The organism is Pseudomonas hormoni (genome assembly GCF_018502625.1).
In the GTDB taxonomy this organism is placed as follows: domain Bacteria; phylum Pseudomonadota; class Gammaproteobacteria; order Pseudomonadales; family Pseudomonadaceae; genus Aquipseudomonas; species Aquipseudomonas hormoni.
Map to the genome: position 1 here is coordinate 5385348 of NZ_CP075566.1, position 21606 is coordinate 5406953.

20 protein-coding genes are annotated in these 21606 nt (G+C 60.1%); 5 read left to right on the top strand and 15 right to left on the bottom strand.

The window, feature by feature from the left end; all coding sequences use genetic code 11:
* The first annotated feature begins 102 nt into the window (after positions 1–102).
* Complete coding sequence (locus KJF94_RS25080; RefSeq protein ID WP_214379614.1) at positions 103–2514, top strand: penicillin acylase family protein; 2412 nt, start codon at positions 103–105, stop codon at positions 2512–2514.
* A 127-nt stretch (positions 2515–2641) separates the two neighbouring features.
* Here the strand turns inward: KJF94_RS25080 and KJF94_RS25085 are convergent, their stop codons facing one another.
* Positions 2642–3607, bottom strand: a complete 966-nt coding sequence (locus tag KJF94_RS25085; protein WP_214379616.1) for a GlxA family transcriptional regulator — start codon at positions 3605–3607, stop codon at positions 2642–2644.
* Positions 3608–3947: 340 nt separating this feature from the next.
* Between KJF94_RS25085 and KJF94_RS25090 the strand changes: the two genes are divergently transcribed.
* Positions 3948–4589 carry an HD domain-containing protein gene (locus KJF94_RS25090; RefSeq protein WP_214379618.1) on the top strand — a complete coding sequence of 214 codons (642 nt, stop codon included), beginning with the start codon at positions 3948–3950 and terminating at the stop codon, positions 4587–4589.
* Positions 4590–4722: 133 nt separating this feature from the next.
* Here the strand turns inward: KJF94_RS25090 and KJF94_RS25095 are convergent, their stop codons facing one another.
* The 8 genes from KJF94_RS25095 to KJF94_RS25130 form a co-directional block, all read right to left on the bottom strand.
* A complete protein-coding gene (locus tag KJF94_RS25095; protein WP_010466694.1) occupies positions 4723–5616 on the bottom strand; it encodes an ABC transporter permease subunit in 894 nt (297 codons plus the stop codon).
* The gene (locus KJF94_RS25100) at positions 5613–6494 is read right to left on the bottom strand and encodes an ABC transporter permease subunit (protein WP_214384954.1); all 882 of its coding nucleotides are present in this window, start codon (positions 6492–6494) and stop codon (positions 5613–5615) included. The genes KJF94_RS25095 and KJF94_RS25100 overlap by 4 nt, the downstream gene beginning before the upstream one ends.
* Before the next feature lie 35 nt (positions 6495–6529).
* Positions 6530–7672 carry an ABC transporter ATP-binding protein gene (locus tag KJF94_RS25105; protein ID WP_214379620.1) on the bottom strand — a complete coding sequence of 381 codons (1143 nt, stop codon included), beginning with the start codon at positions 7670–7672 and terminating at the stop codon, positions 6530–6532.
* A gap of 73 nt (positions 7673–7745) precedes the next feature.
* The gene (locus KJF94_RS25110) at positions 7746–8843 is read right to left on the bottom strand and encodes a polyamine ABC transporter substrate-binding protein (RefSeq protein WP_031319171.1); all 1098 of its coding nucleotides are present in this window, start codon (positions 8841–8843) and stop codon (positions 7746–7748) included.
* 188 nt (positions 8844–9031) lie between these two features.
* Positions 9032–10144 (bottom strand): polyamine ABC transporter substrate-binding protein, encoded by a 1113-nt coding sequence (locus KJF94_RS25115; RefSeq protein ID WP_214379622.1) that lies wholly within the window; start codon positions 10142–10144, stop codon positions 9032–9034.
* Between the two features lie 169 nt (positions 10145–10313).
* Positions 10314–11678, bottom strand: coding sequence for an aspartate aminotransferase family protein (locus KJF94_RS25120; RefSeq protein ID WP_214379624.1), 1365 nt, complete (start codon positions 11676–11678; stop codon positions 10314–10316).
* Positions 11679–11736: 58 nt separating this feature from the next.
* Complete coding sequence (locus KJF94_RS25125) at positions 11737–13095, bottom strand: glutamine synthetase family protein (RefSeq protein WP_214379626.1); 1359 nt, start codon at positions 13093–13095, stop codon at positions 11737–11739.
* Positions 13096–13132: 37 nt separating this feature from the next.
* Complete coding sequence (locus tag KJF94_RS25130; protein ID WP_214379628.1) at positions 13133–13513, bottom strand: gamma-glutamyl-gamma-aminobutyrate hydrolase family protein; 381 nt, start codon at positions 13511–13513, stop codon at positions 13133–13135.
* A gap of 278 nt (positions 13514–13791) precedes the next feature.
* On the opposite strand from KJF94_RS25130, the gene KJF94_RS25135 reads away from it, so the two are divergent.
* The 3 genes from KJF94_RS25135 (at position 13792) to KJF94_RS25145 (ending at position 16860) form a co-directional block, all read left to right on the top strand.
* Positions 13792–15168 (top strand): glutamine synthetase family protein, encoded by a 1377-nt coding sequence (locus KJF94_RS25135; protein ID WP_214379630.1) that lies wholly within the window; start codon positions 13792–13794, stop codon positions 15166–15168.
* 279 nt (positions 15169–15447) lie between these two features.
* Positions 15448–16080 carry a TetR/AcrR family transcriptional regulator gene (locus KJF94_RS25140; RefSeq protein WP_214379632.1) on the top strand — a complete coding sequence of 211 codons (633 nt, stop codon included), beginning with the start codon at positions 15448–15450 and terminating at the stop codon, positions 16078–16080.
* Positions 16081–16095: 15 nt separating this feature from the next.
* The gene (locus KJF94_RS25145) at positions 16096–16860 is read left to right on the top strand and encodes a hypothetical protein (RefSeq protein ID WP_214379633.1); all 765 of its coding nucleotides are present in this window, start codon (positions 16096–16098) and stop codon (positions 16858–16860) included.
* Positions 16861–16923: 63 nt separating this feature from the next.
* Here the strand turns inward: KJF94_RS25145 and KJF94_RS25150 are convergent, their stop codons facing one another.
* The 6 genes from KJF94_RS25150 to ssuE form a co-directional block, all read right to left on the bottom strand.
* The gene (locus KJF94_RS25150) at positions 16924–17139 is read right to left on the bottom strand and encodes a TOBE domain-containing protein (RefSeq protein ID WP_003229256.1); all 216 of its coding nucleotides are present in this window, start codon (positions 17137–17139) and stop codon (positions 16924–16926) included.
* Between the two features lie 33 nt (positions 17140–17172).
* Complete coding sequence (ssuB, locus tag KJF94_RS25155; RefSeq protein WP_214379635.1) at positions 17173–17979, bottom strand: aliphatic sulfonates ABC transporter ATP-binding protein; 807 nt, start codon at positions 17977–17979, stop codon at positions 17173–17175.
* A complete protein-coding gene (ssuC, locus tag KJF94_RS25160) occupies positions 17976–18758 on the bottom strand; it encodes an aliphatic sulfonate ABC transporter permease SsuC (protein WP_214379637.1) in 783 nt (260 codons plus the stop codon). Before ssuC ends, ssuB begins: the two co-directional genes overlap by 4 nt.
* An 8-nt stretch (positions 18759–18766) precedes the next feature.
* A complete protein-coding gene (gene ssuD / locus KJF94_RS25165; RefSeq protein WP_214379639.1) occupies positions 18767–19915 on the bottom strand; it encodes an FMNH2-dependent alkanesulfonate monooxygenase in 1149 nt (382 codons plus the stop codon).
* Between the two features lie 25 nt (positions 19916–19940).
* Entirely contained in the window at positions 19941–20906 is a 966-nt protein-coding gene (locus KJF94_RS25170; protein ID WP_214379641.1) for a sulfonate ABC transporter substrate-binding protein, read from the bottom strand.
* Positions 20907–20996: 90 nt separating this feature from the next.
* Positions 20997–21590: an NADPH-dependent FMN reductase gene (ssuE, locus tag KJF94_RS25175; RefSeq protein WP_084320340.1), complete on the bottom strand. Its 594-nt coding sequence runs from the start codon at positions 21588–21590 to the stop codon at positions 20997–20999.
* Between the last annotated feature and the right edge of the window lie 16 nt (positions 21591–21606).

A 21606-nucleotide genomic window follows, 5' to 3' on the forward strand; every position in this document is an offset into this window, starting at 1 on the left:
CAACAAGAATCCCTCCTACGGGTGATGGGCCGATTCGGCAGGCCGTGTTAAACAGTGACGCCAGGGAATTGCTGCCACTCATAACAAGAACAAGGAATCACCATGAAACGTCTCCTGACTGCGCTCGTCCTGCTGATTGTCGTGCTCGCCGCAGGCGCCGGCTGGTACGTCTACAGCAAGCAGCCGACACGCCAGGGCATGGTTGAACTGCAACACCTGCAAGGCTCCGTCACCGTCCGGTACGACGAGCGAGGCATCCCGCACATCCGCGCCGAAAACGAAACCGACCTGTACCGCGCCCTCGGCTACGTGCACGCCCAGGACCGGCTGTTTCAGATGGAAGTCCTGCGTCGCCTCGCCCGCGGTGAACTGGCCGAAGTGCTGGGCCCGAAACTGCTCGACACCGACAAATTGATGCGCAGCCTGCGCATTCGCGAACGCGCCGAAACCTACCTCGCCAATCTGGACAAACAGTCCCCTTCATTCATTGCCATGCAGGCCTATCTGGATGGCATCAACCAGTATCAGGACAGCCATCCGAAACCCGCCGAGTTCGATGCACTGGGCATTTCGAAACGCCCGTTCACCGCTCAGGACACCATCAGCATCGCCGGTTACATGGCCTACAGTTTTGCCGCGGCGTTTCGCACCGAACCCTTGCTGACTTACGTGCGTGACCAGCTGGGTGCCGACTACCTGAACGTCTTCGAGCTCGACTGGCAGCCCAAAGGTGTGCTGGCGAAAAACCCCGGCAGCGCCATGCCGACCCTCGCCAGCGCCGACTGGAAAGACCTCAACGCCCTCGCCCGCCTGAGCGAGCAAGCACTGGCCGACAACGGCTTGCCGCAGTTCGAGGGCAGCAACGCCTGGGTGGTCTCCGGCAACCGCACCAAAAGCGGCAAGCCGCTGCTGGCGGGTGACCCGCATATCCGCTTTTCCGCGCCGTCGGTGTGGTACGAAGCGCAGCTCTCGGCGCCGGGCTTCGAACTCTACGGTCACTATCAGGCGTTGATGCCGTTCGCCTCGCTGGGAATGAACCGAGACTTCGGCTGGAGCATCACCATGTTCCAGAACGACGACCTCGACCTGATCGCCGAGAAGGTCAATCCTGACAACCCCAATCAGGTCTGGTATCGCGGCAAATGGGTGGACATGGTCACCAGCGAGCAGCAGATCGCGGTCAAGGGCCAGGCGCCAGTGACCTTGGTGCTGCGCCAGTCGCCCCACGGGCCGATCGTCAACGATGCGCTGGGCAACAGCGTCGGCAAAACGCCAATCGCCATGTGGTGGGGTTTTCTCGAAAGCCAGAATCCGATCCTTGAAGGCTTCTACCAACTCAATCGCGCCGACACCCTGGCCAAGGCGCGCAGTGCCGCCGCCAAGGTCCAGGCTCCGGGCCTGAACATCGTGTGGGCCAATGCCAAGGGCGACATCGGCTGGTGGGCGGCGGCGCAGTTGCCGAAACGCCCCGCGGGTGTGCGGCCGTGGTTCATCCTCGACGGCAGCAGCGCCGAAGCGGACAAGGACGGCTTCTACCCGTTCAGCGCCAACCCGCAGGAAGAGAACCCGGCGCGGGGCTACATTGTCTCGGCCAACTTCCAGCCCGTGTCGTCGACCGGCATGGAGATTCCCGGTTACTACAACCTCGCGGATCGGGGTCAGCAGCTCAATCGCCAGCTCGGCGACAAAACCGTCAAATGGGATCTGGAGACCAGCCAGAAGCTGCAACTGGGCACCACCACGGCCTACGGCTCGCGCTTGCTGGCGCCGTTGTTGCCGGTGCTGCGTGAAGGGGTGAGCGATCCCGCCGAACTCAAACTGGTGGAGCAACTGGCTCAGTGGAAAGGTGACTACCCGCTGGATTCCACCAGCGCCACGCTGTTCAACCAGTTCCTGTTCAACCTCGCGGACGCATCGATGCACGATGAACTGGGCAATGACTTTTTTGAAACGCTGCTCTCGACCCGGGTGATCGATGCCGCGCTGCCGCGTCTGGCGGCGAACGCCGACTCGCCGTGGTGGGACAACCGCAACACCCTCGGCAAGGAAACCCGTGGCGATACGGTGAAGGTGGCGTGGCAAGCGAGCATCGCGCACCTCAAGACCACGCTGGGCGCGGATTTCGCGCAATGGCAGTGGGGCAAGGCGCACACGCTGACCCATGGTCATCCGCTGGGGCAGCAGAAGCCGCTGGACCGGATTTTCAATGTCGGGCCGTTCGCGGCGCCCGGTACCCATGAAGTGCCGAACAATCTCTCGGCCAAAATCGGGCCGGCGCCATGGCCAGTCACTTACGGGCCATCGACCCGGCGCCTGATCGATTTCGCCGACCCGGCGCACAGCCTGACCGTGAACCCGGTAGGTCAAAGTGGTGTGCCGTTTGACCGGCATTATGAAGATCAGGCTGAGGCGTATGTCGAAGGGGTGTACTTCCAGGCGCATCTTAATGATGAGGAAGTCACGGCGAATACGCGGAGTACGTTGAAGCTGTTGCCGGCGCGCAGTGCTCAGTAGATTTGTATTGGCTGGACTGGCCTCATCGCTAGCAGGCTAGCTCCCACAGTGGTCCTGTGCACGCAGATCCATTGTGGGAGCTAGCCTGCTAGCGATGAGGCCCGCAAGAACAACGCCTATTCATGGCTCAAACCATCGCCGCAAAATTCAACCTGAACTGCTGCGGTGTCACCCCCAACCGGCGATTGAACACGCTGCGCATATGCTGGGCATCGCGAAATCCGCACTGGTACGCCACGGTTTTCAGCGGTGCCCCAGTGCTTTCCAGCATCACCCGCGCCGCATCCACCCTTGCCCGCTCGACAAATTCCGCCGGGGTGACTTTCGCCTCTTTGGCAAACACCCGGGAAAAGTTGCGAGCGCTCATGTTGGCCGCGTTGGCCAGGTCGGCAATGGTCAGGTCGCCGGTCAGGTTGGCCAGCACGTAGTGCTGAACCATCGCCACCGCCGACGTCGGTTCGGCATGGGGCGTGAGGAATGGGCTGAACTGTGACTGCCCGCCCGAACGCTGGGTGAACACCACCAGCCGCTTGGCCACACTCAGCGCGACTTCCGGTCCGTGATCCCGGGCCAACAGGTACAACGACAAATCGATTCCCGCGGTGACGCCGGCCGAGGTGTACAGCTCGCCGTCCTGCACGTACAGGCGATCAGCCTCGACCTGAGTCGAAGGACACAACGCCGCGAGCGCCGCTGCATCGCCCCAATGAGTCGTCACCGTTCGCCCCTCGAGTAACCCGGCGCGGGCGAGCATGAACGCGCCATTGCAGATCGAGCCGAAGCGTTGCGCCAGTGCGCTGGCATCCCGCAGCCAGGCATCGAAGGCTGCGCCGAAATCCATGAACGGCAACTGCGGCCCTCCAGCCACCAGCAACAAGTCGTACGCGTCCAGCGCCTCGCTGAAATGGCGATGGGCATTGAGCGCCAAACCGTTGGAGCACGGCATCATCCCGCGCTCCACGCCGATCACCTCCAGCCGATAGTGATCCTCCGGTGCCAGGAAACGATTGGCCTCGGAAAACACATCCATGGGGCCGGTGACGTCCAGGGACTGGACGCCGGCGAAGACCACGATGGCAACGGTTTTACTCATGGTTCAAAACGCCTCTGTGGATCACGCTTACCTGTGGCGAGGGAGCTTGCTCCCGCTCGACTGCGCAGCAGTCGCAAAACCGTCGGATGCGATGTGCCTGACAGAATTCGGCTGCAGTTTCTTTGGGGCCGCTTCGCGACCCAGCGGGAGCAAGCTCCCTCGCCACAAAAGCTCTCTCGCTGGCAGCAAACTTAGCCAATCCGCACCCAACAAGCGAGGCTGGCGCGATATACATGCTCATTGGCAAGGATCGCAGCCATGGATCGATTGTCCGGTTTTGGCTGCCGGAACAGACTTGTTCCATCAGCGCCGCCACGGCGTTCCCCACGAGGACAGCACCATGAGCAGCACCATCGCCGGTATCAAAATCCCTGACAGCGCGTTGGCCCGGGCCACCACGGACTACATTCGCGACGTCGAATCCGATTTGCTTTACCACCACTCGCGCCGGGTGTTTCTGTTCGGTGCGTTGAGCGGTGAACGCAAGCAACTGGCCTACAACCCCGAGCTATTATATGTCGGCGCCATGTTCCATGACCTGGGTCTGGTGGAAGGCCATCGCACGGACGACGAACGCTTCGAAGTCGATAGCGCCAACGCCGCCAAAGCGTTCCTCAAGCCCTACGGGTTGAGTGACGACGACATCGAGCAAGTGTGGTTGTCGATTGCCCTGCACACCACACCGGGCGTGCCACAACACCTGCGTCCGAACGTGGCGCTGGTGACCGCGGGGGTTGAAATGGACGTGCTGGGTATCGACTACGCGGCGTTCCCTACCGTGCAACGCGAAGCGGTGGTGCATGCCCATCCACGGGGTGAAGGGTTCAAGGAGTGCATCCTGTGTGCATTCGCCAACGGTTTCAAACACAAGCCGGATACCACGTTCGGTACGGTGAATGCGGACGTGCTGGTGGACAGCGAGCCAGGGTTCAAGCCGATGAACTTCGTCGAGATCATCCGCAAATCGCCTTGGGTTTCCTAAAGCAAATGTGGGAGCGAGCCTGCTCGCGATGAGGGTGTGTCAGTCAACATTTTCGTCGTCTGACACACCGCCATCGCGAGCAGGCTCGCTCCCACATCGGATCGGGGTTGACCACGTAATTGTGGCCAACGCTTCAAGCCGCTTCCGGCGCCTGCTGCGCGCGACGCACGTCCGGTTGCTTCCAGGAGTCGGCAGCGCTTTCTTCGATGGCCTGCTGAATCGCACGCTTGCGCGCTTCTTCGGCACGACGGCTGAAGAACCAGACCAGGAAGGTCATCAGCGACACCGCCAGCAGAATCAGACTGGCCACGGCGTTGATCTCGGGCTTCACGCCCAGACGCACCGCCGAGAACACCTCCATCGGCAGAGTCGTGGAACCCGGCCCCGACACGAAGCTCGCCAGCACCAGGTCATCCAGCGACAGGGCGAACGACATCATGCCGCCCGCACCCAACGATGGCGCGATCATCGGGATGGTGATCAGAAAGAACACCTTCCACGGCCGCGCGCCAAGGTCCATGGCCGCCTCTTCGATGGACAGGTCCAGCTCACGCAAGCGCGCCGACACCACCACCGCCACATACGCCGCACAGAACGTCGTGTGGGCGATCCAGATGGTGACGATGCCGCGTTCCTGTGGCCAGCCGATCATCTGCGCCATGGCCACGAACAGCAGCAACAGCGACAGACCGGTAATCACTTCGGGCATCACCAGCGGCGCGGTGACCAGGCCACCGAACAGTGTGCGGCCCTTGAAGTGGGTAATACGGGTCAGGACGAACGCCGCCAACGTGCCCAGCGCCACCGCCGCCACCGCCGTGTAGCAGGCGATTTCCAGCGAGCGCACCACCGAGCCCATCAGTTGGGTGTTGTCCATCAGCCCGACGTACCACTTGATCGACCAGCCGCCCCACACCGTCACCAATTTCGAGGCGTTGAAGGAGTAGATCACCAGAATCAGCATCGGCGCGTAGATAAACAGCAAACCTGCTATCAGCATGAAACTCGAGAAACGGAAGCGCTTCATTCTTTGCCCTCCATTTCTTTGGCCTGGCTACGGTTAAACAGGATGATCGGCACAATCAGGATCGCCAGCATCACTACCGCCAGGGCAGAGGCCACCGGCCAGTCACGGTTGTTGAAGAATTCTTGCCACAGCACTTTACCGATCATCAGCGTCTCCGGACCGCCGAGCAGTTCCGGAATCACGAACTCGCCCACCACCGGAATGAACACCAGCATGCAGCCGGCGATGATGCCGTTCTTGGACAGCGGAATGGTGATCTTCCAGAAGCTGTTGAAGGTGCTCGAACCCAGGTCGGATGCGGCTTCCAGCAAGCTGTTGTCGTGCTTCACCAGGTTGGCGTAGAGCGGCAGGATCATGAACGGCAGGTACGAATAAACCACGCCGATATAAACCGCCAGGTTGGTGTTGAGGATCTGCAGCGGTTCGTCGATCCAGCCCATGGTCATCAGGAAACCGTTGAGCAGGCCGTTGTTGCTGAGGATGCCCATCCACGCATAGACGCGGATCAGGATCGCGGTCCAGGTCGGCATCATGATCAGCAACACCAGCACCGTTTGCAGCTCTTTGCGGGCACTGGCGATGGCGTAGGCCATCGGGTAGCCGATCAGCAGGCAGAGGATGGTGCTGATCAGCGCCATCTTCAGCGAGCCAAGGTAGGCGGCGATGTACAACTCATCGTCGCCGAGCATCGCGTAGTTGCCCAGGTTAAGCAGCACCTGGAGCTTCTGGTCGATGAAGCTGTAGATCTCGGTGTACGGCGGAATGGCCACGTCGGCTTCGGCGAAGCTGATCTTCAGGACGATGAAGAACGGCAGCATGAAGAACAGGAACAGCCAGATGAACGGAACCCCGATGACCAGCTGGCGGCCACCGGGAATTATTCGGTTGAGGCGGCGTTTGAATTTGCGCATGTTCATGAGCGAAGCACCACGCCGCTGTCGTCTTCCCACCACACGTAAACCTGGTCACCCCAGGTTGGGCGCTGACCGCGGCGCTCGGCGTTGGCGACAAACGACTGGACGATCTTGCCGCTCGGCAGCTCGACGTAGAACACCGAGTGACCGCCGAGGTAGGCGATGTCATGCACCTTGCCGCTGGACCAGTTGTATTCGCAGGTCGGCATGGTCGGAGTCACCAGCAGTTTTTCCGGACGGATCGCGTAGGTTACGGACTTGTCCTGCACCGAGGTGCTGATGCCGTGGCCCACGTAGATCTGACGGTCCAGGTCCTTGCAGGTGATGGTGGCGTGGCCTTCGGCGTCGTCGATCACTTCACCGTCGAAGATGTTGACGTTGCCGATGAACTCGCAGACCAGGCGACTGGTCGGGGTTTCGTAGATGTCGATCGGGCTGCCGATCTGGGCGATCCAGCCCAGGTGCATGATCGCGATGCGTTCGGCCATGGTCATGGCCTCTTCCTGATCGTGGGTCACCATGACGCAGGTTACGCCGACGCGCTCGATGATCTCGACCAGCTCCAGCTGCATTTGCGAGCGCAGTTTCTTGTCCAGCGCCCCCATCGGTTCGTCGAGCAGCAACAGCTTCGGCCGCTTGGCCAGCGAACGCGCCAACGCCACACGCTGACGCTGACCACCGGACAACTGATGCGGTTTGCGTTTGGCGTACTGACTCATCTGTACCAGCTTGAGCATGTCGGCCACGCGGGCATCAACTTCAGCAGCGGGAAGCTTGTCCTGCTTAAGGCCGAAGGCGATGTTCTGCGCCACGGTCATGTGCGGGAACAAGGCGTAGGACTGGAACATCATGTTGATCGGCCGCTCGTACGGCGGCATGTCGGTGATGTCTACGCCATCGAGGAAAATGCGCCCCTCCGTGGGCCGTTCGAAGCCTGCGAGCATGCGCAGCAAGGTGGATTTGCCCGATCCCGAACCGCCGAGCAGGGCAAAAATCTCGCCTTTCTTGATTTCCAGGGACACATCGTCCACGGCAATCGTCTCGTCGAACTTCTTCGTGACCCGGTCGATTTTGACCAGCACCTGTTTAGGTGACTGGTCGCCCTCGAGGGCTTTCTTATAGGCGCCGGAGGCAACTGCCATTTACGAAACTCCCAAAAAAAAAGAGTGCAGTTCGCTCAAGGTGAGCCAACCTTGGATAGTTTGAGCCTTGAAGCTATTTGCCCGACTTGACCTTGGTCCAGCTGCGGGTCATCAAACGTTGAATGTTTGGTGGTAACTCGATCGACACGTAGGTCTTGTCGAGGACTGCTTGCGGTGGATATACCGCTTCGTCGGTGCGAATGGACTGTTCCATCAGTGTGTCCGACCCCGGATTAGGGTTGGCGTAGCCGACGTAATCACTGACCTGGGCGATCACCTCAGGTTTCAGCAAATAGTTGATGAAGGCGTGGGCTTCTTTGACGTTGGCCGAGTCCTTTGGAATCGCCAGCATGTCGAACCACAGCGCACCGCCTTCCTTTGGAATCGAGTAGGCGATGTTCACGCCTTTCTTCGCTTCAGCCGCACGGTTGCGGGCCTGGAACATGTCGCCGGAGAAACCGATGGCGATACAGATATCGCCGTTGGCCAGGTCGGCGATGTATTTGGAGGAGTGAAAGTAAGTCACATAAGGCCGCACCGCGAGCAACTTGGCTTCGGCCTTTTTGTAGTCTTCGGGGTTGGTGCTGTTGGCGTTCAGGCCCATGTAATTGAGGACCGTCGGCATCATTTCATCGGCGGAATCGAGGAACGCCACGCCGCAACTGTGCAGCTTCTTGATGTTCTCCGGTTCGAACACCGCAGCCCAGGAATCGATCTTGTCGACACCCAGCACAGCCTTGATCTTGTCGACGTTGTAACCGATGCCGTTGGTGCCCCACAGGTACGGTACGGCGTACAGGTTGCCCGGATCGTTCTGCTCCAGACGCTTGAGCAATACAGGGTCGAGGTTCGAGTAGTTCGGCAACTTCGACTTGTCGAGTTTCTGAAACGCACCGGCCTTGATCTGCTTGCCAAGGAAGTGGTTGGACGGCACGACCACGTCATACCCGGTACGCCCGGCGAGCAACTTGCCTTCCAGGGTTTCGTTGGAGTCGAACACGTCATAAACCGGCTTGATGCCGGTCTCTTTCTGGAAGTCGGCCAGGGTGGTCTCGCCGATGTAATCCGACCAGTTATAAATATGCACGGTGCCGGCGGCCTGGGCACTGACAGCGAATGTCAGCCCGGCGCCAACCAGCAAGGCATTGCGCAGCAAAGAAGAAATAGGCAAGTGGAGGTCCTCTAAAATTAGTTGGGCCCAAGTTGCCCCGCGTTACATGACAGTCGTAGCTGCCCAGCAACAAAACCGGCGCGCAACTTACCCTCGAAAAACCGTTCCAGCAAAACTTTCTGTCATTTAATTACACCTGTTGCCGTCACCGCGCAGGCGACGACAACAGGTTGTTGCCTCAAACCGGCTTATTTACCCGATTTGATCTTGGTCCAGCTGCGAGTCAGGATCCGCTGGGTCGCGGCCGGCAAGTCGGCGATCGCGTACAGCTTGGCCAGCACGTCCGCTGGCGGGTAGATGCCTGGATCATCGGTGATTTCTTTTTCGACCAATGGGGTGGCGGCCGCGTTACCGTTCGGGAAGCGCACGGCGTTGGTGATTTCAGCCATGATTTCCGGCTTCTGCAGGAAGGTCATGAACTTGTAGGCGCCTTCGACGTTTTCGGCATCTTTAGGGATGGCGACCATGTCATAGAAGCTGCCGGCACCTTCTTTCGGAATGTTGTAGCTGACTTTCACCTTGTCACCGGCTTCAGCCGCGCGGGACTTGGCCTGGTAGATGTCACCCGAATAACCGACGGCTACGCAGATGTTGCCGTTCGCCAGGTCGGAGATGTACTTGGACGAGTGGAAGTAGCCCACCGAAGGACGAATCTTCAGGAACAGTGCTTCGGCTTCGGCCAGTTGTTTTTTGTCCTGGCTGTCGGTTGGATAGCCCAGGTAATGCAGTGCCACCGGAATCATCTCGGTTGGCGAATCCAGGAAACTGATACCGCACGATTTCAACTTCGCCGCGTTCTCAGGTTTGAAGAGCAGGTCCCAGGAATTGGTTGGCGCATCGGCACCCAGTGCAGCCTTGACCTTCTCGGCGTTGAAGCCGATACCGATCGAACCCCACATGTACGGGAAGGCGTGTTCGTTGCCCGGGTCGCTCACCGATACCGCTTTGAGCAGGTCAGTGTTCAGGTTCTTCCAGTTAGGCAGCTTGGACTTGTCCAGCTTCTGGTAAACGCCGGCCTTGATCTGCTTGGCCAGGAAGTTGTTCGACGGCACGACGATGTCGTAGCCGGACTTGCCTGCCAGCAACTTGGCTTCCAGGGTTTCGTTACTGTCGAAAACGTCGTAGACGACTTTGATGCCGGACTCGGTTTCGAACTTCTTGATGGTGTCAGGAGCGATGTAATCGGACCAGTTATAGACGTGCAACACCTTGTCGTCCGCCTGAACCGCACCCGCCATTATGCCCATCAGGGACATGGCGAGGAGTGTCTTGCCAGCAAGCTTTTTTCCTAATGCCTTCATGCGTAATGCTCCAAATTTTTCTTTTTTGAACCACTTTGTTCAGCGGCCGAACCCGGACAACTGGAACCGCGGCTAGTCTGGCAAGATCCGAGGCGGTCTTTCAAGAAAAGGCCAACCTTTCTGACTGCTCCGAGCGAAAGTTTCATGACTCCCGCTCAGAGCCTAGCACTTAGCCCTGCAACGCACTCAGGGTCAGGTCCAGACACTTGCGTGCCTTGGTCACCAGCTCATCGATTTCAGCCTTGGTAATCACCAGCGGCGGAGCGATGATCATGGTATCCCCCACGGCGCGCATGATCAGGCCGTTGTCGAAGCAGAACGTGCGGCAGATCATGCCGACGCCCTTGCCTTCGTAACGTTTACGCGTGGCCTTGTCCTGAACCAGTTCGATGGCCCCCAGCAGACCCACCCCACGAACTTCCCCCACCAACGGGTGATCGTTCAGTTCCCGTAGACGCTTTTGCAAATAGGGTGCCGTTTCTGCGTGGACGCGCTCGATAATTTTCTCTTCGCGCAGGATGCGGATGTTTTCCAGCGCCACCGCCGCCGCCACCGGGTGACCGGAGTAGGTGAAACCGTGGTTGAAGTCGCCGCCTTCATTGAGCACCGCCACCACTTCGTCACGCACGATCAGGCCACCCATCGGGATGTAGCCGGACGTCAGGCCTTTGGCGATGGTCATCATGTCGGGTTTGAGGTCGTAGAAATCGGTACCGAACCACTCACCGGTGCGGCCGAAACCACAGATCACTTCGTCCGCCACGAACAGGATGTCGTACTTGGCGAGGATTTCCTTGATGCGCGGCCAGTAGGTCTCTGGCGGAATGATCACGCCGCCGGCACCCTGGATCGGCTCGGCAATAAAGGCACCGACGTTGTCCACGCCGATTTCCAGAATCTTCTCTTCCAGCTGATTGGCCGCCCACACACCAAACTCTTCCGGTGTCATGTCGCCGCCTTCGCTGAACCAGTACGGCTGGGCGATGTGGACGATGCCCGGGATCGGCAAGTCGCCTTGTTCGTGCATATAGGTCATGCCACCCAGGCTCGCGCCGGCCACGGTGGAACCGTGATAGCCGTTCTTGCGGCTGATGATGACTTTCTTCTTCGGCTGGCCCTTGATCGCCCAGTAGTGGCGGACCATGCGCAGCATGGTGTCGTTGCCTTCGGAACCGGAACCGGTGAAGAACACGTGGTTCATGCCTTCCGGTGCGATGTCGGCGATGGCCTTGGCCAGCTCAAGCACCGGCGGGTGAGCGGTCTGGAAGAACAGGTTGTAGTAAGGCAGTTCGCGCATTTGTTTGCTGGCGGCATCGGCCAGTTCATCGCGACCGTAGCCGATCGCTACGCACCACAGGCCGGCCATGCCGTCGAGGATCTTGTTGCCTTCGCTGTCCCACAGGTAAACGCCCTTGGCGTTGGTGATGATCCGCGGGCCTTTCTCTTTCAGCTGCTTGAAATCGCTGAACGGGGCCAGGTGGTGATCGTTGCTCAGGGTTTGCCATTCACGGGTTTGCGGGTTGTTGCTGGTCATGCGAATTCTCCTAAGATTCCAGTAAAGGGCGCCGCCAAGTGCAGCGGCGCCCGGCGCATCAGACGGCGAAGAGCAGGAATTCCCGCTCCCACGAACTGATCACGCGCTTGAAGTTTTCATGCTCGGCCCGCTTGACCGCGACGTAGCCAGTGATGAATTTCTTGCCCAGGTATTTCTCGACAGTCGCGCTGTTTTCCATGCGTTCCAGCGCGTCTTCGATGGTCAGGGGCAGGCGCAGGTTGCGGCGTTCATAGCCACGCCCTACCACTGGCGCACTCGGGTTCAGGCCTTCGACCATGCCGATGTAACCGCAGAGCAGGCTCGCGGCAATCGCCAGGTACGGGTTGGCGTCGGCGCCCGGCAGGCGGTTTTCCACCCGACGGTTTTGTGGCCCCGCATCCGGAACCCGCAGGCCCACGGTGCGGTTCTCTTCGCCCCACTCCACGTTCACAGGTGCCGAAGTGTCCGGCAGGAAGCGGCGGAACGAGTTCACGTTGGGCGCGAACAGCGGCAACAGCTCGGGGATCAGTTTCTGCAGGCCACCGATGTGGTTCAGGAACAACTGGCTCATGGTCCCGTCTTCATTGGAGAAGACGTTCTTGCCGGTTTCCATGCAGATGATGCTCTGGTGCAAGTGCATCGCACTGCCCGGCTCGCCAGTCATGGGCTTGGCCATGAAGGTCGCCGCCACGTTGTGCTTGAGCGCGGCTTCGCGCATGGTGCGCTTGAAGATCAGGATCTGGTCGGCCAGGGACAGGGCATCACCGTGACGGAAGTTGATTTCCATCTGCGCCGTGCCGTCCTCGTGGATCAGCGTGTCGAGGTCAAGTTCCTGCAGTTCGCACCAGTCGTAGACGTCTTCGAACAGCGGATCGAATTCGTTCGCCGCTTCGATCGAGAACGACTGACGGCCGGTTTCCGGGCGCCCGGAACGGCCAATCGGCGGTTGCAACGGGTAGTCCGGGTCGTCGCTGCGCTTGGTCAGGTAAAACTCCATTTCCGGCGCCACGATCGGCTGCCAGCCTCTGTCGGCATAGAGTTTCAACACTTTCTTCAGCACGTTGCGCGGTGACAGCTCGATCGGGTTGCCTTGTTTGTCATAAGCGTCGTGGATCACCTGAGCGGTCGGCTCGATGGACCAGGGCACCACATACACCGCGTTCTGGTCGGGGCGGCAGATCATGTCGATGTCCGCCGGGTCGAGCAGTTCGTAATAGATGTCGTCTTCGACATAGTCGCCGGTCACGGTCTGCAACAGAACGCTCTCGGGCAGGCGCATGCCTTTCTCGGCAATGAACTTGTTGGTCGGCGAAATCTTGCCCCGGGTGATCCCGGTCAAGTCGGCGATCATGCATTCGACTTCTGTGATCTTGTGGTCTTTCAACCAATCGGTGAGCTGGTCGAGGTTGTGACTCATAAATGCCTCTTAGGCTGAGTTTCCTGACTCTTATAAGTCAGGCGTTGTTTGACGCGTGGGCGTCGCTTGATACAGATTGCCACTGCAATTGCCGCGCACAACTACCCACTCGGGTAATGGCGTGAGGGAGCGAGAGAAGATTAGCGCGTGCAGAATCATGAGCAGCGGCCGACACGTTGGTCGGGCTGCCAAGGTAAAACCGTTCTATATTGAAAGGACAACCCGTAAAGAGAATGTCGTGCAGACCGTCCAGAATATCGGACGGAGCCAGCCGGTTCGCCGGGGAAACAAGAGTCGACGGCACGCCTTTGGCAACACGGGCCTTGGCGTGGACGTAACGATCGCCACTGATGTGATAAGCATGCAGACCGATCTGCCTTGAGCAGATGGCGACGCCGATTAACGGCAGGCGAGACATGAAGCACCCCGGTATTATTGCTGTTATGGGTTTGAATCGAGCTTAGCCTTGTTCATTTTTTTACACAACACCCCCGTAAAAAATACAACACGGCCCGCTCAAGCCTGCGGGCGGCAAAGCGCTCAACGGCATAAAAACGCCCCAAAGTGCCTCAAAAAAGCCTCACGGGCGCTTTTTTAGGGCAAAAAAGGCCTCGCTTGACTTCGGCATGCCGTTCGGGTTGACTGAAACCCGAAGAGATCAATGATTGATATTTTTAACAACAAAGGTGTTGCATCATGTCGGTACCCCCGCGTGCCGTTCAGCTTAACGAAGCGAACGCGTTCCTTAAGGAACATCCTGAGGTTCTGTACGTTGACCTTCTGATTGCGGATATGAATGGTGTGGTGCGCGGCAAGCGCATTGAACGCACCAGTCTCCACAAGGTTTACGAGAAAGGCATCAACCTGCCGGCCTCTCTATTTGCTCTGGATATCAATGGCTCGACGGTGGAAAGCACCGGCCTGGGCCTGGACATCGGCGATGCTGACCGAATCTGCTATCCAATCCCTGACACCCTGTGCAATGAGCCCTGGCAGAAGCGCCCTACCGCGCAACTGTTGATGACCATGCACGAACTCGAAGGCCAGCCGTTTTTTGCCGACCCGCGAGAAGTGCTGGCCAATGTAGTGCGCAAGTTCGACGACATGGGCCTGACCATCTGCGCCGCGTTCGAACTGGAGTTCTACCTGATCGACCAGGAGAACGTGAACGGTCGTCCGCAACCGCCACGCTCGCCGGTATCCGGCAAACGCCCGCACTCGACTCAGGTTTACCTGATCGACGACCTCGACGAATACGTCGACTGCCTCCAGGACATTCTGGAAGGTGCGAAAGAGCAAGGCATCCCTGCCGACGCCATCGTCAAGGAAAGTGCCCCGGCGCAGTTCGAAGTGAACCTGCACCACGTGGCCGACCCGATCAAGGCCTGCGACTATGCGGTCCTGCTCAAGCGTCTGATCAAGAACATCGCCTACGACCATGAGATGGACACCACCTTCATGGCCAAGCCTTACCCGGGCCAGGCGGGCAACGGTCTGCACGTACACATTTCGATTCTTGATAAAGATGGCAAAAACATTTTTGCCAGCGAGGATCCCGAGCAGAACGCCGCACTGCGTCACGCGATCGGCGGTGTGCTCGAGACCCTGCCGGCGCAGATGGCTTTCCTCTGCCCGAACGTCAACTCATACCGTCGTTTCGGCGCACAGTTCTACGTGCCGAACTCGCCGTGCTGGGGCCTGGACAACCGCACTGTGGCGATCCGCGTGCCGACCGGTTCTTCCGATGCCGTGCGCATCGAGCACCGCGTTGCCGGTGCCGACGCCAACCCGTATCTGTTGATGGCTTCGGTTCTGGCAGGCGTGCACCACGGCCTGACCAACAAGATCGAGCCGGGCGCTCCCGTGGAAGGCAACTCCTACGAGCAGAACGAGCAGAGCCTGCCGAACAACCTGCGTGATGCCTTGCGCGAGCTGGACGACAGCGAAGTCATGGCCAAGTACATCGATCCGAAATACATCGATATCTTCGTGGCCTGCAAGGAAAGTGAGCTGGAGGAGTTCGAACACTCCATCTCCGACCTTGAGTACAACTGGTATCTGCATACCGTTTAAGCGATTGCAGTCAAAAAACGCCGCCGGCCTCACAGCCTGCGGCGTTTTTTTATGGCCGACATCAAACCCTGTGGCGAGGAGCTTGCTCCCGCTGGGTCGCGAAGCGACCCCAAACCGGTCAATGCGGCGTGCCTGACAGAACCGCATTTCGGATTAAAGGGAGTCCTTCGGCCTCCAGCGGGAGCAAGCTCCCTCGCCACAGGGACTGTAGGCACCACAGGGGATATGGAACATCTGTCCGCTCTGCGTACAATGCCCGCTGCCCCGCAGGAGACTTAAATGACCCGACTCGCCACGCCACGCAAACCCCGCGCCCGCAGCCAGGCCCGGATCGATTCGATACTCGATGCCGCCCGCACGCTGCTGGCTGCCGAAGGTGTGGCCAGCCTGTCGATCTACAGCGTCGCCGAACGCGCGGAGATTCCGCCTTCCTCCGTCTACCACTTCTTCGCCAGCGTCCCCGCCCTGCTTGAGGCCTTGACCGCCGACGTCCACGCCGCTTTCCGCGCCTGCCTGCAAGCGCCCATCGACCACGGCGCCCTCAACGGCTGGCGCGACCTGTCGCGGCTGGTGGAACAACGCATGCTCGAGATCTACGACGAAGACGCCGCCGCCCGCCAGTTGATCCTCGCCCAGCACGGTTTGACTGAGGTGACTCAGGCCGACCGTCAGCACGACATTGAACTCGGCGACCTGATGCACAAACTCTTCGACCACCACTTCGAGCTGCCGACGCTGCCGAACGATGTCGATGTGTTTGCCCTGGCCATGGAACTCGGCGACCGCGTCTATGCGCGCTCGGTGCAACAACACGGACAGATCACCCCACGCATGGCCGAAGAAGGCATGCGGGTATTCGACGCCTATCTGGGCCTGTATTTGCCGCCCTACCTGCCCAAGCGCGACGCATAACGCAACGAGGTGTTCATGGCGAACGTTCCAGACAACTACCTTGGCGTGTGGCAACGACGCCTGATCAAATTCCAGTCGGGACGCGTCGACAGCGAAACGACTGTCTACTGGCTGCAAACCCCGCGTTTGTTTGCCGACCTGCGCATCCCGCCGGCAAAGCTTGCGGCGCTGCCGCTGGAGCAACTGAGTCACGCTGATTTACTGATCCTGAGCGAGCAAAAAGGCTTCGCCGGTGTAACCGAGGTCAACGGCGACATTTGCCAGTGGCATCGCAAACTCGACTACCAGCCCGTCAGCACCGAAGAAGACATCGGGCGCATGCATTTTGAAACCAGCGAACGCCTGGTCGAAACCGCCCTGGACGACAGCTACTACGAGATCTGGGAGCGGCTGCCGGACTCTCGCGGCACCTGTCGCGGTCAGTGGTTGCAGGCGGTCGATGACCCGACGCGCGTTGCCTGCCTGGTGCTGGCCGGTGACTACTTTCTGTTCGCCGCCAGCCGCGCCGTCGCGCTGACACCTGGCGGACATTTACGCGAACACATCGACTCGGCCACCGCTCAGCCGCGGCTTGCCTGCGAACTGTCCTTTGGCCGTCACCACGCCGGACAATCGCCGTGGCACATTGACTATTCCACACTGCCGATGCAGGTCGGCAAGCCATTGTTGCCGGCAGCCATCGATCCAGACGCCAGCGAGCTATTCAGCGACCCACGCCTGTTGTCTTCACTCGGCACCTACGCGCCCGCCGCCGGTTGGCGCTGCGCACCCGAGCCCTGAACACCCGCGCATAAAAAACCCCGAAGGGTTCAAACCCTTCGGGGTTGAGCACAATGCACGCCCTTACAACTTGGCGATCGACACCTCGGTGGATTTCACAAACGCGATCACTTCGCTGCCGACCACGAGTTCCAGCTCTTTCACCGAGCGAGTCGTGATCACTGAAGTGACGATGCCGGAAGCAGTCTGCACGTCGATTTCCGACAGCACGTCACCCAATACGATTTCCTTGATCGAGCCTTTGAACTGGTTACGAACGTTGATGGCCTTGATAGTCATGATGTTGATTCCTGTCGTTGGAGGAGGCTTGAGTTATTGAGCCCAACGCAATTGCGTAGGCAAGGGTGAAACAGGTTCCGGTGCCGGCGGTTCGCCGGGCAGTGCGAGGACGCGATTGAGGACTTCGGTTTCCAGCGCCGCCAGCCGATGGGAACCCCGAACCCGAGGGCGCGGCAGTTCCACGTGCAGGTCGAGGCCGACTTCGCCCTCTTCGATCAGGATCACCCGATCGGCAATCGCCACCGCTTCGCTGACATCGTGGGTCACCAGCAACACGGTAAAACCGTGCTTTTGCCAGAGCCGCTCGATCAGTTGCTGCATTTCAATTCGGGTCAGTGCATCCAGTGCACCCAGCGGTTCGTCGAGCAACAGCAAGCGCGGTTGATGGATCAGCGCGCGGGCCAGGGCCACACGTTGCTTCTGTCCGCCGGACAGCGCCGCTGGCCATTCATTGGCGCGGTCCGCCAGGCCGACTGACTCCAGCGCTTCCAATGCCTGCGGACGCCAGTTGCCCTTGAGCCCGAGGCCGACGTTGTCGATGACCTTTTTCCATGGCAGCAAACGCGCTTCCTGGAACATCAGCCGGGTGTCTTCCCGTGCATCGCTCAGCGGCGCGGAACCGGCGAGCAATTCACCACCCGTCGGTTTATCGAGACCGGCGAGCAACCGCAGCAAGGTACTTTTGCCGCAACCGCTACGACCGACCACGGCGACGAACTGGCCGGCCGGAATGTGCAGATCGATCTCACGCAGCACCTGCCGCGAGCCGAAGGTTTTTTGCAGCTTGCGCACCACCAGCGGAATCCCGCGCAGCAGGCGTGGAGGTTGTTGAGCCGTCATGCCGCACCTCCCTTGGCAACCTGATACGCCGGATGCCAGCGCAGCCACACACGTTCAAGTCCACGGGCCGCGAGGTCGGCGAGTTTGCCGAGCACCGCGTACATCAGAATCGCAAGCACCACCACGTCGGTCTGCAAAAACTCCCGCGCATTCATTGCCAGGTATCCGATGCCCGAACTCGCGGAAATGGTTTCAGCGACGATCAAGGTCAGCCACATGAAGCCCAGTGCGAAGCGCACGCCGACCAGAATCGAAGGCAACGCACCCGGCAGAATCACCTGACGGAACAGGCTGAAACCGGACAGGCCATAACTGCGCGCCATCTCCACCAGCGCCGGGTCGACGTTGCGAATGCCGTGGTAGGTGTTGAGGTAGATCGGGAACAAGGTGCCCAACGCCACCAGAAAAATCTTCGCCGACTCGTCGATGCCGAACCACAGGATCACCAGCGGAATCAGCGCCAGATGTGGCACGTTGCGGATCATTTGCACCGAACTGTCGAGCAGGCGTTCGCCCCATTTCGACAGACCGGTGATGAAGCCCAGTGCCAGGCCGATACCGCCGCCGATGGTGAAGCCCAGCGCTGCTCGCCAGCCGCTGATCGCCAGGTGTGTCCAGATTTCGCCGCTGCGCACCAGGCTCACGCCGGCTTCGATCACCGCGATGGGCGCCGGCAGAATCCGCGTCGACAACCAGCCCGCCGACACCGACAACTGCCACACCGCCACCAGCAAAACCGGCAACGTCCAGGGCGCAAGGTTGTGGATGATTCTCTTCATGGCGCGCCTCAGCTCTGGGACGCGGCTTTGGGAAGGATGTCGTTGGCGACCATCTCGCCGAACGGGCTGACGTAATTCGTACCCTTGGGCAGTTCCGGCCGCTCGATGTCGAGGTGCGGGAACAGCAATTCCGCGACGCGGTACGACTCTTCGAGGTGCGGATAACCGGAGAAGATGAAGGTGTCGATGCCCAGGTCCGCGTATTCCTTCACGCGGGCGGCCACGGTCGGACCGTCGCCGACCAGTGCGGTGCCGGCACCGCCACGCACCAGGCCAACACCGGCCCACAGGTTGGGGCTGACTTCCAGATTGTCGCGGCTACCGCCATGCAATGCCGCCATGCGTTGCTGACCGACGGAATCGAAACGCGCCAGGGAAGCCTGGGCACGGGCGATGGTCTCGTCGTCCAGGTGCGAGATCAGTCGATCTGCCGCTTGCCACGCTTCAGCGTTGGTTTCACGAACGATCACATGCAGGCGAATGCCGAAGCGAACGGTGCGGCCGAGCTTCGCGGCTTTGGCTCGAACCTGTTCGATTTTTTCAGCGACGGCGGCCGGTGGCTCGCCCCAGGTCAGGACCATTTCCACTTGCTCTGCCGCGAGGTCTTGCGCCGCTTCCGAAGAGCCGCCGAAGTACAGCGGCGGACGCGGTTGCTGGATCGGCGGATAGAGCAACTTGGCGCCCTTCACGCTGATGTGCTGACCGTCGTAATCAACGGTTTCGCCTTCCAGCACGCGGCGCCAGATGCGGGTGAATTCCACCGAGGCTTGATAGCGTTCTTCGTGGGTCAGGAACAAACCGTCGCCGGCCAATTCTTCCGGGTCGCCGCCGGTCACCAGGTTGAACAGCGCACGACCGCCGGACAGACGATCCAGCGTCGCCGCCTGACGCGCAGCGACCGTCGGGGAAATGATCCCGGGGCGCAGGGCGACAAGGAATTTCAGACGCTGGGTCACCGGGATCAGCGACGCCGCCACCAGCCACGAGTCTTCGCACGAGCGGCCGGTGGGAATCAGCACCCCGCCGAAGCCCAGGCGATCCGCTGCTTGCGCGACTTGTTGCAGATAACCGTGGTCGACGGCGCGAGCGCCTTCGGCGGTGCCAAGGTAATGGCCGTCGCCGTGGGTAGGCAGGAACCAGAAGATATTGAGGCTCATGGAGTGGTCTCCTTGGGGAATCGAATTACTGCGCTTTGGCAACGGCTGCCGGTGGCGTCCAGATCACGTCTTTGATGCTCAGCTGTTTCGGAATCAGCTTGAGCTGGTAGAAGCTGTCGGCAATTTTCTGCTGGGCAGCGACCACTTCAGGGGTCAGGAACAGTGCGCCGAAGCCCTGGCGTTTCACCGAGGTCAGGGTGATGTCCGCCGGCAGGCCGAGCAGTGGCGAAACCTGTTTGGTCACGTCTTCCGGGTTGGCCTTGGACCACTCACCGACGGCGCGCACTTCTTCCACGAGGGTCTTGATCACCTCAGGATTTTTCTGTGCGTAAGGTTTGGTCGCCAGGTAGAACTGGTGGTTGTCGACGATGCCTTGGCCATCGCGCAGGGTGTGCGCTTGCAGCTGCTGTTCGGCGGCCGCCTGGTACGGATCCCAGATCACCCAGGCATCGACACTGCCACGTTCGAACGCGGCGCGGGCATCGGCCGGCGGCAGGAAAACGGTCTGGATGTCGGTGTATTTGAGGCCGGCGTCTTCAAGCGCGCGGACCAGCAGGTAGTGAACGTTGGAGCCTTTGTTGAGCACGACTTTCTTGCCCTTGAGGTCCTTCACCGATTTGATCGGCGAGTCCTTCGGCACCAGGATCGCTTCGCTGTGGGGCGCTGGCGGTTCGTAGGCGACGTAGAGCAGATCGGCACCCGCCGCTTGAGCAAATACCGGAGGCGTTTCGCCGGTGACACCGAAGTCGATGGAGCCGACGTTCAAACCTTCAAGCAGCTGTGGGCCGCCGGGGAATTCAGTCCATTGCACGTCCACGCCTTGGGCGGCGAGGCGTTTTTCCAGCGTGCCTTTGGCTTTGAGCAGCACCAGCGTGCCGTACTTTTGATAACCGATCCGAAGGGTCTCGGCCTGAGCTTGAGTAATGGCGCCGAAGGACACAGCCGCAACAAACAGAGCGACCAGACCACGACGCAAAATGACAGTGCGCATAGCGCTCTCCTTTTTGCAGTTGGGTTTTGGCTGCACCTGCTTGACCGTTGACGGCTGAGTAAGGTGAGTACTTCAGAATTCGGGTGTGGCTTAAATGCTCCAGCGAGCACTCAACAGACGTTCATTCAACAGGTTCGGATCGAGCGGCTTCGGCCGTCGGGCCATGGCGCTGAAAAACAGCTCCAGGGATTCGTTCAGTCGTTCTTCAAGTTCTGGCGCCAGTTGCGCTTGAGCGCTGCCTTCGCCGTAAGCGATCTGGCTGTCCACAGCGAAAATCCCGTGGAGCATTTCCTGGGCTTTCAACGCCGACAGCACCGGCTTGAGCGCGTAATCCACCGCGAGCATGTGGGCGATGCTGCCGCCGGTGGCCATCGGCAAAACCACTTTGTGGGCCAGGGCGCGTTCGGGCAACAGGTCCAGCACGGTTTTCAGTGCGCCGGAGAACGACGCCTTGTAAACCGGTGTGGCGATCAGCAGGCCATCGGCATTTTCAATCTGTTGCAGCAGGTCGATCACCTTCGGGCTGTCGAAACGTGCGTGCAGCAAGTCTTCGGCCGGGAAGTCCCGCACCTGGTAACTCACCACTTCCACTCCTTGCTCCTGCAACCAGCGTTGGGAGCGCTCCAGCAGCACCCCGGAACGGGAGCGTTGGCTGGGACTGCCACCGAGTGAGACGACCAGCATTCAGACGATTCCTTGA

Excerpts from the sequence above, each read along its gene's own strand:
- KJF94_RS25085 (WP_214379616.1), bottom strand. The coding sequence starts at position 3,607 with ATGAGTAAAACCGTTGCCATCGTGGTCTTCGCCGGCGTCCAGTCCCTG.
- KJF94_RS25170 (WP_214379641.1), bottom strand. The coding sequence starts at position 20,906 with ATGCGCACTGTCATTTTGCGTCGTGGTCTGGTCGCTCTGTTTGTTGCG.
- ssuE (WP_084320340.1), bottom strand. The coding sequence starts at position 21,590 with ATGCTGGTCGTCTCACTCGGTGGCAGTCCCAGCCAACGCTCCCGTTCC.
- ssuD (WP_214379639.1), bottom strand. The coding sequence starts at position 19,915 with ATGAGCCTCAATATCTTCTGGTTCCTGCCTACCCACGGCGACGGCCAT.
- KJF94_RS25125 (WP_214379626.1), bottom strand. The coding sequence starts at position 13,095 with ATGAGTCACAACCTCGACCAGCTCACCGATTGGTTGAAAGACCACAAG.
- KJF94_RS25090 (WP_214379618.1), top strand. The coding sequence starts at position 3,948 with ATGAGCAGCACCATCGCCGGTATCAAAATCCCTGACAGCGCGTTGGCC.
- KJF94_RS25135 (WP_214379630.1), top strand. The coding sequence starts at position 13,792 with ATGTCGGTACCCCCGCGTGCCGTTCAGCTTAACGAAGCGAACGCGTTC.
- KJF94_RS25150 (WP_003229256.1), bottom strand. The coding sequence starts at position 17,139 with ATGACTATCAAGGCCATCAACGTTCGTAACCAGTTCAAAGGCTCGATC.
- KJF94_RS25095 (WP_010466694.1), bottom strand. The coding sequence starts at position 5,616 with ATGAAGCGCTTCCGTTTCTCGAGTTTCATGCTGATAGCAGGTTTGCTG.
- ssuC (WP_214379637.1), bottom strand. The coding sequence starts at position 18,758 with ATGAAGAGAATCATCCACAACCTTGCGCCCTGGACGTTGCCGGTTTTG.
- ssuB (WP_214379635.1), bottom strand. The coding sequence starts at position 17,979 with ATGACGGCTCAACAACCTCCACGCCTGCTGCGCGGGATTCCGCTGGTG.
- KJF94_RS25140 (WP_214379632.1), top strand. The coding sequence starts at position 15,448 with ATGACCCGACTCGCCACGCCACGCAAACCCCGCGCCCGCAGCCAGGCC.
- KJF94_RS25080 (WP_214379614.1), top strand. The coding sequence starts at position 103 with ATGAAACGTCTCCTGACTGCGCTCGTCCTGCTGATTGTCGTGCTCGCC.
- KJF94_RS25130 (WP_214379628.1), bottom strand. The coding sequence starts at position 13,513 with ATGTCTCGCCTGCCGTTAATCGGCGTCGCCATCTGCTCAAGGCAGATC.
- KJF94_RS25115 (WP_214379622.1), bottom strand. The coding sequence starts at position 10,144 with ATGAAGGCATTAGGAAAAAAGCTTGCTGGCAAGACACTCCTCGCCATG.
- KJF94_RS25120 (WP_214379624.1), bottom strand. The coding sequence starts at position 11,678 with ATGACCAGCAACAACCCGCAAACCCGTGAATGGCAAACCCTGAGCAAC.
- KJF94_RS25145 (WP_214379633.1), top strand. The coding sequence starts at position 16,096 with ATGGCGAACGTTCCAGACAACTACCTTGGCGTGTGGCAACGACGCCTG.
- KJF94_RS25105 (WP_214379620.1), bottom strand. The coding sequence starts at position 7,672 with ATGGCAGTTGCCTCCGGCGCCTATAAGAAAGCCCTCGAGGGCGACCAG.